Genomic DNA, 11843 nt, shown 5'->3' on the forward strand with positions numbered 1-11843 from the left:
TCAACCGCATCGCAACCGGTGCCCGCTACATAGATCTCGAGGGGCCGAACATGCGAGAGTACTTCGCCAAGAAGAGGCGCGCTGATTAGCGGTACCGAGACAGCCTACTCGCGGTACCGCCTTTTGCTGATCGCCGGTACCAAGCCAGGTGATCGATGGTACCGCGAGAGGTTACTACTCAATAGGCGCCATAGAGTTGCTACTTCGCAAAATTGGACAGCGCCTCGATATGCATCGCGTCCACCCCCATAAGTTCCGACGCACCCTGGCCACATATGCCATTGGCAAAGGGATGCCCATTGAGCAAGTGCAAAAACTCCTCGGTCATGCGAAAATAGACACCACCATGCACTATGCCATGGTAAGTCAGAACAACGTAAAGGCATCGCACAGAAGGTATTTGGAATGAGCCTAACCCTCAGCGACATCTGCGAGTACCGGACAGAGACGACGACTCTTTCTGATATTGATTCGTACCTTTCGACAGAGTCGATGCTCCCCAACAAACAGGGCATTACTCGTTCTTCGGCACTTCCTGACCAAAACAAGTTTCGCATATATCGCTGCGGGGACACCCTTGTTTCCAATATTCGCCCATACTTTAAGAAGATCTGGCAGGCCGACCACGATGGAACATGCTCTGCTGATGTCCTCGTCTTTAAACCCCTACATTGTGATCCGAGCTATCTTTACTGGGTCTTATCGGACGATGACTTTTTCGATTACATGACCGCTACTTCGCGTGGCACGAAAATGCCTCGTGGCGACAAAGATGCGATAATGCGATACCGAATTGACCCCTGTTCTTTTCAAGTCCAAAAACAAATTGCCGCCGTCCTCAATCCGATAAGAAGCAAAATTCTCATTAACGCTCGAATAAATGACCATTTAGCTGCCTGAGACCGATCCGCGAAACGTCAATCTCGCCGGACATGAGCTTTGAGAGAAGGGCGTCGCGAAGGCACTCCAAGCTCTGGTTTTCTCTAACATTGCTTTGGATGGCCTCGAATAGCGGTTTAGTTTTTCCAGAGAAGTCGTCCAAGGAGGCCGTATCAGGGAAGCCGATCTCGAGCTCAGCAAGCTCGGTGCGTGGCAGTTCTGTTTGCCCGGTACTTCCCTTGGCCATTGACTCAAACTGGTCTTCCGACGATAGCGCCCAGCACCCCAAGTATTCCACCAGCGCCTCATACGCAGGCCGCACTATTGTTACGTGTGAGTCAACGGTCACCCGCTCATCGTGACACAATACCTGCGCTGACCTCCCTAATGTTCCGGTGCCTGTTGAGCAGATAAGAATGTCTCCATAACGCAAAAGCTTCTCACTAGATTTAGGATTTTCGATTCTTCTGGCGTTCGCATCATCAATCTTATGGTTGCGAATACAACGTTGATTCAGTGCGCGGAATTTTCCTTTTTCGCAATACTTGGGCGCACCGCCGCGACACAGCAGAGAAGTGCAGTCCTGCAATGTGCGTTTGCTGCTACTTTGCCGTGACAGCTCCTTGTATTCAGAGAGTGCCATTTCGAGTAAATGGTCATTTATTCGATAGTTGAGAGCAATTTTATCGTCGATGGCTCCCAGCATATTCGCAATGGCCTTCTGTGTGGCCATGGAGGGAAGCCTTATTGTGCACTTCAGCAACTCGGGCTGCCTCAAGCCAACAACTGTAGTACCCGTAGCACGTCCTCTTAGCTCGGATTGAAACAATGCACCGCACATCCAGTAATATGCGTATTTTGGATCGCATGCAGTCCTGTTTAGACGAAGTCCAAAAAGTCGCTGTCCCAAAACAATACGCTCGTCGGAATCCCAGTAGTAAATCTGTCCGAACGGAGCCTCAGAGGTCACGAAAACATCCCCCCTCCGAACCTCGTCCGGCATCCACTTTTGGTATAAATCCCGATCGACATAACGTATCGCATCCGTTTGAACGATATGCCCAGTCTTGATATTTTTTGCCGAAAGAACCCGGTACCCTGTTTCCGCCCAGTCGCCGTTCAATTTTTTCGGAGTCTTGCCCCTATGGTCAATAACTAGATCAACGACTTCTGCCAGAGGTTTTTCTTTCCACCTACATTCCAAAGCCGATCGCCTCCAAGTTCTTTTTGATCTGCTCTTGCAGACGATCAGACTCTTCGAACATTTCACCGAGTTCCTTGGTGAGCCGGGCCATTTTCTCCTCAAAAGGTTCTCCGTCATCTTCTACTTCGGCAATTCCAACATAGCGGCCAGGCGTAAGTACGTAGTCTTGTTTGGCAATGTCATCAGTTGAAACAGCCGCACAAAAGCCCTTCTCGTTCTCTAAAGTACCATCGCGGAAAGCATTGAAAGCACCGGCCACTTTGGCGATATCCTCGTCCGTGAACTCGCGCAATCGACGAGTCACCATCGTTCCCATTTCGCGAGCATCCACAAACAGCGTTTCCCCAGGACGCTTCTTATTCCTGTCGAGAATCCAAAGAGAAACGGGAATGCCCGTACTGTAGAACAGTTGAGGCGGCATCGCGATTATGCCCTCGACCAGATCGTCGTCGACGATAGCCTGGCGAATCTTCCCCTCGCCGCCTGTTTGGGACGAAAGCGAACCGTTGGCAAGCACCATGCCGATGCGCCCATGATCCTCGTATAGATGGTAGATCATATGTTGCAGCCATGCGAAGTTGGCATTGCCCTCGGGAGGTGTACCATACTTCCAACGGCGATCATCCTTCAGCTGATCGGCGCCCCAATCCTTCAAGTTAAAGGGTGGATTTGCCAGAATGAAATCGAAGCGCTTGTCCTTATGGCAGTCCTTGAAAAACGTATCGGCATTGAACTGTCCCAGGTCGGCCTCGATACCCCGTATGGCAAGGTTCATCGTGGCCATTTTCCAGGTAGTGGGATTGCTTTCCTGGCCGTAGATAGACAGGTCGTTGATCTTGCCGGCATGATGCTTCACGAAATCGGTCGACTGCACGAACATACCACCGGATCCGCAGCACGGATCGTACACGCGGCCATGATAGGGTTGGATAACCTCAACCAGCGTTCTGACAATACAGGTTGGGGTGTAGAATTCTCCGGCGTTCTTTCCCTCCTGCTCGGCAAACTTCGAGAGGCAGTACTCATAGGTGCGACCAAGAATATCTCGGGTGTCGCCCTTCTCGGCCATTCTCACATTCGTGAATAGATCAACCACATCGCCTAAGCGCCGCTTATCCAGCTCCTGCCGCGCGAAATTCTTAGGCAACACACCTTTCAATTTCGGGTTCTCGTATTCGATCTGACGCATCGCCTCGTCGATCACTTTGCCAATCTCCAGCGTATGAGCCTGCGCCGCAATTGTCGACCAGCGCGCTTCCGGGGGCACGAAAAAGATGCTCTGGTAGGTGTATTCGTCGCGGTCTTCCTCGAATCCATCGCCCTCTTCGAGCAGTTCCAAATAACGCTCTTCGAATTTATCAGAGATGTACTTCAGGAAGATGAGCCCCAGCACGACGCTTTTGTATTCTGATGCGTCCAGATTACCGCGCAGCTTGTCGGCAGCTTTCCAAATCTGTTGCTCGAAACCGATTTCCTGCGTGTTTTCTTTCTTAGCCATTCGCATTCCTATTCGTAGATCTTCGTGTCGGCCCACAACTCACATTGTGCCATAACCGTCTCCATGGCGTCGTCCACTCCCTCAGGAGGATACTTGTATTTTCTGAGCAACCGCTTAATGGCTCGGCGCATTCCCGCGCGAGCATTCTCTTTGCGCTGCCAATCAATAGTGGCGCTACTCCGCATAGCCTCAGTAAGCTCCCGTGTAATGGCCACAAGCTGGTCATTATCGTAGAAGTCCTTTACCGCTTGCGGCTTAGTGATGGCATCATAGAAAGCCATCTCTTCATCGGTCAATCCCAGCGCTTCGGCTTCTGAACGATCCTGCATCATTTCTTTGGCCATCTTCACGAGCTCTTCGATGACCTGGGCATTCGTAAGCATCCCATTCAAGTAAGCGTTCAGTGTGCTCTGCAGCATCTCGCTGAACTTCGCTGCCTTTACTACACTGGTTTTTTGGTAGGCCTTCACCTGCTCTTTGATAAGCCGCTTCAGGCTCTCCACAGCAATGTTTCTTTGCTTCATGTGGGAGAGCTCTTCCAGAAAAGCTTCATCGAAAAGCGAGATCTCAACGCTGTCCTCTTCGAAAAGGTCGATAACCCCTTCAGCATGCACGGTCTGTTCAAGAATAGCGCTGACTTTTTGGTTGAACTCTTTATAGGTCATCCCTCTGCCACTTGACGACTTACGCCCCGTTAGCCTTAGCACTTGTACGCGAAGCACGCTCATGTACGCCGCTTCGTGCTGATCCTTTTCACTTACAAGACTTTTGCAAAGCGAGAGCGCCTGATTCATGAGCTGACACTGCTTTAAGAATTCTTCCCTATCCTCATGTCGAGCAGGCTCAAGCAGCCAGTCGGTCCCTTCGGAAATTGCTTCAGCCAGCTGCGCCTTACTACCGGAGAAAACCATCTCCTCGTAATTGAACCCATAAAGCAAATCACGGCACACATCGAGCTTTTCCAAAAAACGGGGATAGGCTGTGGCCGACACATCCATATCGCCATAGTTGCGCTGGTCTCGGTTGGTGTAATCCCTCATGGCTTGCTTGAGCGCACGGGCGATACCAATGTAATCGACAACTAGACCGCCTTCTTTGCCCCGGCAAACACGATTCACGCGCGCGATGGCCTGCATGAGGTTGTGGCCTTTCATCGGCTTGAAAACGTACATCGTGGCAAGACTGGGCACATCGAAGCCAGTGAGCCACATATCAACAACGATGGCGATCTTCAGCGGGTCGTTCTCATCCTTGAACTTGCGCTCCATCTCTTTTTTATGCGTGGCCCCTCCGCATACGCTGAACCATTCTTCGGGGTCTTGGTTCCCCATGGTCATGACTACGCCAAGCTTGTCCGTCCAATCGGGACGCAACTCCATCATGCGCTCGTAGATCTTCATGGCGATCGTCCTGCTATAAGCAACCACTAGTGCTTTTCCAGCAAGAACATCAGCGCGGTTGTTCTCGTAATGGTCAATGATGTCTTCACAAAGAGCATCAATAGTCTCCGGAGCACCGAAAATGGCATCCATTCCGCCCAAGTCGCGTTTGCTTTTCGCGAGCGTCACCTCGTCGGCTTCGTTGGCGAATTCGCTGTAAACGGCATCCAAGGTACCGAGCGTTTCGGGATCGAGCTTGAGGGCCACAACGCGACTCTCGTAGTACACGGGACGCGTCGCATTGTCCTCAACCGCCTGCGTCATGTCGTATACATCGATATAGTCGCCGAAAATTTCCCGCGTACTTCTATCTTGCGTAGAAATGGGCGTACCAGTAAAGCCAATATAGGATGCGTTCGGAAGCGCCTTTCGGACAATGCGCGCGGCCCCAATGGATATATTGCCCTCGGCATCTATTTTTTCAGTCAGTCCATACTGCCCGCGATGAGCCTCGTCCACCATAACAACGACATTGCTTCGGTCGCAAAGAGGCTCGTCGCCATCCATGAACTTCTGCATAGTAGTGAAGATAATGCCATTCGCTTCTCGCCCGACCAGCAGCTCTTTGAGATGCCTGCGGCTTTCTGCCTGCACAGCAGTTTGGCGGAGGAATGACGCGCAGCGCGAGAATTGGCCGAAGAGCTGATCGTCTAAATCATTCCGATCAGTAATCACCACAATGGTGGGGCTATCAAGAGCGTCTTGTAACAAATGGGCGAAGAACACCATTGAGAGGGATTTCCCTGATCCTTGCGTATGCCAAAAAACGCCGATCTTGCCATCGCCTTCGATCGCTTCTCTAGCACGGGCGACCGCCTTCTTTACGGCAAAGTACTGGTGATAGGCAGAGAGAATTTTGACCGAGCCGCCCGCATTGTTGTTAAAACAAACGAAGTTCTTAACGAGGTCGAGAAGCCGATCCTTGCGTAGCATCCCATCGAGCATGGTACTCCAACCTGCAGCGCGAGTTTGGGAGTAATCGCCATCCGCGGACTTCCAAGCCACATAGCGATCTTCGTCGGCGGTAATCGTTCCAACCCGGGTCTCGCTCATGTCGCTCATGACGCAGAAAACATTGGGGACGAACAACGAGGGGACGTGCTTCATGTAATTTCGCAATTGAAGGTACGCCTCAGATGCATCTGTTTCCTCTCGAGAAGGGCTCTTAAGCTCGAACAACACAAGCGGCATGCCGTTCACGAAAACAATCACATCGGGACGCTTCTCGGAGTGCTCCACAAAAGTCCATTGGTTCACAACATGGAAATCGTTGTTGTCGGGATTAGAGTAGTCGAGCAGGTAAACTATGTCGTCGCGGTCTTCCCTCCCGTCAAAAAAATGTACCTCTACACCATTTTGCAGATAGCCATTAAAGATTTCGTTCTGTTGCTCAAGCGACCCGGCATCGATGTCGTTCAGCTTCCTGACGGCTTCTTCAACGGCAACTCTTGGAAGGGCTGGATTGATGCGCTGCAGCGCATCGGGCAAAACCCTTGGCAGAAAAACGTCTCTATAGCGATCATCGGTGCGCTCAACATCTGGGCCATAAAGATGCTCATATCCGAGCTCTTCCACCAAATGCTCGACAACGACGTCTTCGAAGAATTCTTCGTTGATCTTAACCACTCCGTACCGAAACTGTCCCACCGCGTTCTCCTCACGCTGACAAGAGGTTTTGGCTATTCTACCTTATTCGCTAAAAGGCTGATCGCTCCATCTATTCTCTGCCTTCTTGCTTACTTCAATGCCTAATTCATCGCAGAGAACCTTCATCCTATGGAATAGGTTGGAGGAATAGGGGTTAAAAGGACGACCACTCATTGCGCGCCAGAAGCAATCGCGACCCAGAATCGCATTTTCTCTGGCCACCTCAAAAGCTTCTTGGTTTTTTAGGGCGTCAGCTCTATCCAAATATGCAGCCGCCAAGGAAATTCCCGCTGGCCCCACTAATACGCAACTTCCATATTGCAAGGCAAAGCCCTCCGCCAACTTAATTATCTGAAGCGATGTGCCGGCAGAAGACGACTGCGCTCGTAATGCAGAGAACAGCATCGCGATCGCCCCTTGAGCTTCTTCCTGGGGCAAGTCTCTTTGCTTGAGTATTTCTAGGCAAATCCTTTCGGCATTCGGGTAATCTTGCATTCGATTTGCCTGTTTTGCCCGGGCAAAAAGCTCCTTGATACTTGCCGAAGACGATTCTTTCCCGTAAAAGACTTTGTCTAATTTGCGCGCTACCGCATCATTAACCCTGCAGGAACCGCTATCGACCCATCCGCACTTTGTCTTGCGGTACAACCGTCCTTCGAATTCGAGCTCGTCCATAGCCAAGATAGCTCCTTCTGCGCATCCCGTTATTGCTCAAATCAGTATAATTGATCATCGCTAAGGATGTTCTAGCTAATACGAAACGAAGAAGCCGCCAAGACTCGGAACTCCACCGGAAACAGTATCGCTCCGCTTCGGCCTACGGAAGCGGCAGAATGCCCTCTTCGAGGCGTTTTCTTAGAAGACGCTTGTGTTCCTCGCGCATCGATTCCAATAGAAGCACGACGCCATAGGCCCCCTCGGGCACGCTGTCGATGAGCGTGTCGATGGCCTCCATATCCACGGCTGCCGCAAAGCACTTAATGTCGGCGAGCACGTCGCCGAGCAAAATGACCTCCCCATCCGATGGCGCAGAACTGAAGCCGGCATCGTCGTCGGAAAGGGCGTTCTTGATCTCCTTGAACTCGAAGAGCCGCGCGTTCGGGAAGGTGAAGTCACGGCAGGCACAGACGATCTTCCCGGCACGGTATCCCAGCATCGTCTCGTGAACGGGAATGCCCAAAAGCTCGTAGATATGCGAACCCAGATATTCGGAAACCGGGCTTGAAGTATACGATGGCAGGTGCTTGCCCGCCAAATCACGCGTCGTGCGCGGATACTTGGCAATCCAGGGCTCCCCTTCGATGAGAATGCCCTCCTTCTGTCCCGCGCGTCCTCCATAGAAAAGGCCGCTCGGGGCACAATCGCGCAGATCAGCGATCTCAACCATGAAACGACCTCCTTCAATTCGCGCAAAACGGTTCAGCCATTGTAGCATGGCCCCACGACGGTGATCCTAAAGACGCGATACGGCAAAACAAGATGGCCGGAAATGCTTTTATAACGCCCACTGCCCGCAATAGCGCTACAATGCATTCCAGCTTTTAACCCCTTTGAAGGGAATGGCCATGCCTAACGTTATCATCAGCGCGGACAGCACGTGCGACCTCTCGCCGGAGCAGCGGGAGCGCCACCAGGTTCGCAGCTTCCCGTTCCATATCGAGTTTCGCGGGCGCGACCATTTGGACAACATCGACATCACGCCCCAGGTGCTGTTCGATGGCTTCTACGAGGACAAGTCGCTGCCCCAAACGGGCGCCTGCTCGCCGGAGGCCTACCGGCAGCACTTCGCCGAGCTTGTGGCCGACGGCTCGCAGGTCGTCCACTTCAACTTGGGCAGCGCGCTTTCCTCCGCCTACGAAAACGCAAGCGCTGCGGCGGCCGATATGGAGGGCGTCTACGTCATCGACGGCAAGAGTCTTTCGACCGGCATCGGCCTGCAGGTGCTCGCGGCCTGCCGCATGCGCGATGCCGGCATGAACGCCGCCGACATCGCCCGTGAGGCAGCCGATCTGCACAGCCGATCCCATGCGTCGTTTGTGCTGGACACCATGGAATTCCTCGCCGCCGGCGGCCGGTGCCCCACGCTGGTGGCCTACCTGGGCGGCAAGCTCAGCTGCCGGCCGGGCATCCTCGTGGACAACCAGAGCGGCGCCATGAAGGTGGGCAAGCTCTACCGCGGCAAGCAGGAGAAAGTGCTCGAACGCTACGTGAGCGACACCCTGGCGCGCTACCCCGACATCGTGAAGGACGAGATCTTCATCACCCACTCCGGTGTGAGCGATGAGATTGCCGACGCCGTGCGCCGCATGCTGGAAGAGCGCGGCTTCCAAAACATCTACACCACCACGGCCAGCTGCACCATTTCCAGCCACTGCGGGCCCGGCACCCTCGGCATCCTGTTCATGACCGAAACACCGAGCGCGTGAGAACAGGAGGTTCCCATGCGCGCATTCATCGCTTTAGAACTACCCGCGGACTTCGCCGATGACGTGGCGGCCATGGCGCGGCGACTCAGCGCCTCGCTAGACGGGCGCTTTCTCGACCGAAGCACCTACCATCTGACGCTGGCCTTTCTCGGCGACATCGACGATGCCGAAGCGAGTCGGGCCATGGACGCTCTTGATGCAGCTTGCGCCGGCTCGGCCTCTGTTCTGCTTGCGTCCGACAGTCTGGGAAAGTTTGGGCGCCCGACCGACGCGACCCTCTGGCTCGGCATCGCATCCGACCCGGCTCTCGCGACCTTGGCCGAGCGCGTCCGCGAAGAGCTTGCCGCCCGCGACGTCCCCTTCGACCCGAAGCCCTTCCGCCCGCACATCACGCTGGGTCGCCGCGTGCGCATTCCGAAAAAGCCCCTGCCTCTTCTCGCCTTCCCCCTGCCCGCGCAGGCCCAAACCGTCACGCTGTTCAAGAGCACCCTCTCCCGCGACGGCGCCGAGTACAAGCCCCTTTACACCGTGGAGCTAGCGAGGCCCGACCTTTAAACCCGAGAGAAGCTGGCATAGTAGGGTCGCACAATCTCCGAAGCCGATCCCATCTCAACCGGCTATGTGCTGTCGCCGTAGCGTTTACGCCAAATTCCCTTGACTTGAAGTCGACTCCAAGTTATAGGCTGGGGGAAACACCTTCTCTCGTGAAAGGACATACCTTATGACCACTTCGCTGGTTGCCTACTTCTCCGCATCGGGAACGACGGCCCGCGTGGCAGAGACGCTTGCCAGCGCCGCATCCGCCGACCTGTTCGAAATCGCTCCTGCCAACCCCTACACCGCCGCCGATCTGGACTGGACCGACCGCTCGAGCCGCAGCACCAAGGAAATGAACGACGAGGCCAGCCGTCCGGCAATGAAGGTCGACGCACCGTCGCTAGATGGCTATGACACCATCTTCGTCGGCTTCCCCATCTGGTGGTACGTGGAACCCCGCATTATCGACACGTTCCTCGAATCCACCGACTTCGCCGGCAAGATCATCGTTCCCTTCGCCACCAGCGGAGGCAGCGGTCTCGGGAAGGCCCCCGAGCGTATGGCCTCCCTGACGCCCGACGCCACCGTGCTGCCCGGCAAGCTCCTCAACAGAGGCCCGAGCGACACCACGCTGCGCACGTGGATCGAGAACTTGTAGATCGTCCCCCCCTCCAGCAAGAGCTTTCTGCCACGCTGCGCCCCATGCATGGCACGCGCCGCAGACAAAAGTCGGATGACGAGAAAGTATATGCCGGACAATCTCGCAGAGCGCAACTAACGGTACAGGGCGATCCGGAGAAGCGCGAACAGCGTTTCGTCGAGCGGCTTGTGGTGCCGCGCCGCATCGATCATGGTTTCCCATACAAGATCGCAGAGCAGCTCGGGAGCAAGGGAGCCTTTCAGACGCTCACGGCGCACGGCAGGGTCACGCTGAAGCGCCACTTGCAAGCCGAGACGCGCATGGGCAAAGCTCTCTGCTTCACGGCGGCGGGCCACCGCCAAGTCATAGGCCCCGAGCGCCGTCAGGCCGTCGAGAAAATCGCTGCGAAACTCTTCGAGAGCGCGAGCCATCTCGCCCGCCAACTGTCGGCAAAACTCAACGAAATCGCAAGAATCGCCCGCAAGGCCCTCGGCCGCGCGGGCGTCGGCCTGTTGGATGCTGGCGCAATTCCCGGTATCAGCATGCGCAGTCGTGCCGGCGTCCCCTTCTTCCAAATCTGCAACGCCTCCCGCGGTTACCGCACCCATACGATCAGAAAAGGCACGCTGCCAAAACCGCCCCACCACATCGTTCACCAAATCCGATTTCGTCGGGTACGAGTTATACACCGTGCCCACGGCCACGCCACACGCCGCCGCCACCGCGCGAATGCTGAGCGCGCCAAGCCCCTTTGTCGTGGCGATCTCGTACGCCGCATCGAGAATTTGCTCCTTGCTGATCACTGGACGATTGCCCATAGCGCACCTTCTCCCGCTTAAGATGAATCCCGTTCATTATGCCCGGTATTCGTGAACAGCAGAAAACAAAGCTGTGAAAACCTTGCGAATCCGCGCATTCGGCCTTGCGATTCCTCCCCTCGGTCTCTATTGTGAACATAGTTCATTAATGAACGATGTTCAAGTTAAAGGTGAATCGTCGCTCAATCTAACCGAAAGGATTCTCATGTCTGCAGAGTTGGTATTCGCCTCCGTCGCCATTTCGTTGGCGCTCTTCTTCTATACCTGGGGCGTCTTCGGCGAGCGCCGCGGCGGCACCCTGAGCCTGAAGTACGTGCTGCTGTTCTGGATCGGCCTTGCGTGCGACACCACCGGCACCCTCACCATGAGCAACATCGCCAGCCAATCAGCGGCCTCCGGCTTCGGCATCCATGCCATCACGGGCGTCGTGGCCATCGCGCTCATGCTGGTGCATGCGCTCTGGGCCACCTTCACCTATAAACGCGGCAGCCAGCAGGCACGTCGCCGCTTCCACACCTTCAGCACCGTGGTATGGCTGGCGTGGCTCGTGCCCTATATCATTGGCATGCTCGTGGGCATCCCCGCCATCCACCTGCAGGCCGTGTGCGCCATCGGCACCAGCGTCATCATCGTGGCAATCTTGGCTGTCATTTTGTTCGCAAAAGGACGCAAGAAGAATGATCGCAGCGGAAAGAGTCGTGGCACCAGCCCCCACGCGATTTCGCGCTAGCAAGACGGTCGGGAAGATCGCACCG

The 11843-nt window shown here is 54.9% G+C and carries 12 protein-coding genes; 6 read left to right on the forward strand and 6 right to left on the reverse strand.

Annotation, left to right across the window (positions count from 1 at the left end):
* Window positions 1–148: 148 nt before the first annotated feature.
* Together ACW4QM_RS01375 and ACW4QM_RS01380 are read left to right on the forward strand one after the other, a co-directional pair.
* Complete coding sequence (locus tag ACW4QM_RS01375; protein WP_455798124.1) at window positions 149–409, forward strand: tyrosine-type recombinase/integrase; 261 nt, start codon at window positions 149–151, stop codon at window positions 407–409.
* The gene (locus ACW4QM_RS01380) at window positions 406–900 is read left to right on the forward strand and encodes a restriction endonuclease subunit S (RefSeq protein WP_455798125.1); all 495 of its coding nucleotides are present in this window, start codon (window positions 406–408) and stop codon (window positions 898–900) included. Before ACW4QM_RS01375 ends, ACW4QM_RS01380 begins: the two co-directional genes overlap by 4 nt.
* Here ACW4QM_RS01380 and ACW4QM_RS01385 read toward each other — a convergent pair.
* The 5 genes from ACW4QM_RS01385 to ACW4QM_RS01405 all read right to left on the reverse strand — a co-directional run bounded on the left by ACW4QM_RS01385 (window position 866) and on the right by ACW4QM_RS01405 (window position 8054).
* Window positions 866–2149 (reverse strand): restriction endonuclease subunit S, encoded by a 1284-nt coding sequence (locus ACW4QM_RS01385; protein ID WP_455798126.1) that lies wholly within the window; start codon window positions 2147–2149, stop codon window positions 866–868. The two genes, ACW4QM_RS01380 and ACW4QM_RS01385, sit on opposite strands and share 35 nt — an antisense overlap.
* Window positions 2073–3581 (reverse strand): class I SAM-dependent DNA methyltransferase, encoded by a 1509-nt coding sequence (locus tag ACW4QM_RS01390; RefSeq protein ID WP_418379781.1) that lies wholly within the window; start codon window positions 3579–3581, stop codon window positions 2073–2075. Before ACW4QM_RS01390 ends, ACW4QM_RS01385 begins: the two co-directional genes overlap by 77 nt.
* An 8-nt stretch (window positions 3582–3589) precedes the next feature.
* On the reverse strand, window positions 3590–6667 hold the full coding sequence (locus ACW4QM_RS01395) for a type I restriction endonuclease subunit R (protein WP_418379780.1): 3078 nt from the start codon (window positions 6665–6667) through the stop codon (window positions 3590–3592).
* A 42-nt stretch (window positions 6668–6709) separates the two neighbouring features.
* A complete protein-coding gene (locus tag ACW4QM_RS01400) occupies window positions 6710–7342 on the reverse strand; it encodes a hypothetical protein (protein WP_303149142.1) in 633 nt (210 codons plus the stop codon).
* A gap of 142 nt (window positions 7343–7484) precedes the next feature.
* The gene (locus tag ACW4QM_RS01405; RefSeq protein ID WP_455798127.1) at window positions 7485–8054 is read right to left on the reverse strand and encodes a hypothetical protein; all 570 of its coding nucleotides are present in this window, start codon (window positions 8052–8054) and stop codon (window positions 7485–7487) included.
* A gap of 178 nt (window positions 8055–8232) precedes the next feature.
* Here ACW4QM_RS01405 and ACW4QM_RS01410 point away from each other — a divergent pair, with 178 nt between their 5' ends.
* From ACW4QM_RS01410 to ACW4QM_RS01420, 3 genes are all read left to right on the forward strand, one after another.
* Window positions 8233–9093: a DegV family protein gene (locus ACW4QM_RS01410; RefSeq protein WP_455798128.1), complete on the forward strand. Its 861-nt coding sequence runs from the start codon at window positions 8233–8235 to the stop codon at window positions 9091–9093.
* A 15-nt stretch (window positions 9094–9108) separates the two neighbouring features.
* Window positions 9109–9648 (forward strand): RNA 2',3'-cyclic phosphodiesterase, encoded by a 540-nt coding sequence (gene thpR, locus ACW4QM_RS01415; protein WP_455798129.1) that lies wholly within the window; start codon window positions 9109–9111, stop codon window positions 9646–9648.
* A gap of 166 nt (window positions 9649–9814) precedes the next feature.
* Window positions 9815–10288: a flavodoxin gene (locus ACW4QM_RS01420; protein WP_455798130.1), complete on the forward strand. Its 474-nt coding sequence runs from the start codon at window positions 9815–9817 to the stop codon at window positions 10286–10288.
* A 116-nt stretch (window positions 10289–10404) separates the two neighbouring features.
* Here ACW4QM_RS01420 and ACW4QM_RS01425 read toward each other — a convergent pair whose 3' ends face one another.
* Entirely contained in the window at window positions 10405–11088 is a 684-nt protein-coding gene (locus tag ACW4QM_RS01425; protein ID WP_302783518.1) for a TetR family transcriptional regulator, read from the reverse strand.
* 205 nt (window positions 11089–11293) lie between these two features.
* Here ACW4QM_RS01425 and ACW4QM_RS01430 point away from each other — a divergent pair, with 205 nt between their 5' ends.
* Window positions 11294–11818 (forward strand): HsmA family protein, encoded by a 525-nt coding sequence (locus ACW4QM_RS01430; RefSeq protein WP_455798131.1) that lies wholly within the window; start codon window positions 11294–11296, stop codon window positions 11816–11818.
* Window positions 11819–11843: the final 25 nt, after the last annotated feature.

Source organism: Adlercreutzia sp. CNCM I-6207 (assembly GCF_977072305.1).

Bases quoted from the DNA above. Each gene is read 5' to 3' on its own strand.
- ACW4QM_RS01390 (WP_418379781.1), bottom strand. From the start codon at position 3,581: ATGGCTAAGAAAGAAAACACGCAGGAAATCGGTTTCGAGCAACAGATT.
- ACW4QM_RS01405 (WP_455798127.1), bottom strand. From the start codon at position 8,054: ATGGTTGAGATCGCTGATCTGCGCGATTGTGCCCCGAGCGGCCTTTTC.
- ACW4QM_RS01410 (WP_455798128.1), top strand. From the start codon at position 8,233: ATGCCTAACGTTATCATCAGCGCGGACAGCACGTGCGACCTCTCGCCG.
- ACW4QM_RS01425 (WP_302783518.1), bottom strand. From the start codon at position 11,088: ATGGGCAATCGTCCAGTGATCAGCAAGGAGCAAATTCTCGATGCGGCG.
- ACW4QM_RS01380 (WP_455798125.1), top strand. From the start codon at position 406: ATGAGCCTAACCCTCAGCGACATCTGCGAGTACCGGACAGAGACGACG.
- ACW4QM_RS01430 (WP_455798131.1), top strand. From the start codon at position 11,294: ATGTCTGCAGAGTTGGTATTCGCCTCCGTCGCCATTTCGTTGGCGCTC.
- thpR (WP_455798129.1), top strand. From the start codon at position 9,109: ATGCGCGCATTCATCGCTTTAGAACTACCCGCGGACTTCGCCGATGAC.
- ACW4QM_RS01400 (WP_303149142.1), bottom strand. From the start codon at position 7,342: ATGGACGAGCTCGAATTCGAAGGACGGTTGTACCGCAAGACAAAGTGC.
- ACW4QM_RS01420 (WP_455798130.1), top strand. From the start codon at position 9,815: ATGACCACTTCGCTGGTTGCCTACTTCTCCGCATCGGGAACGACGGCC.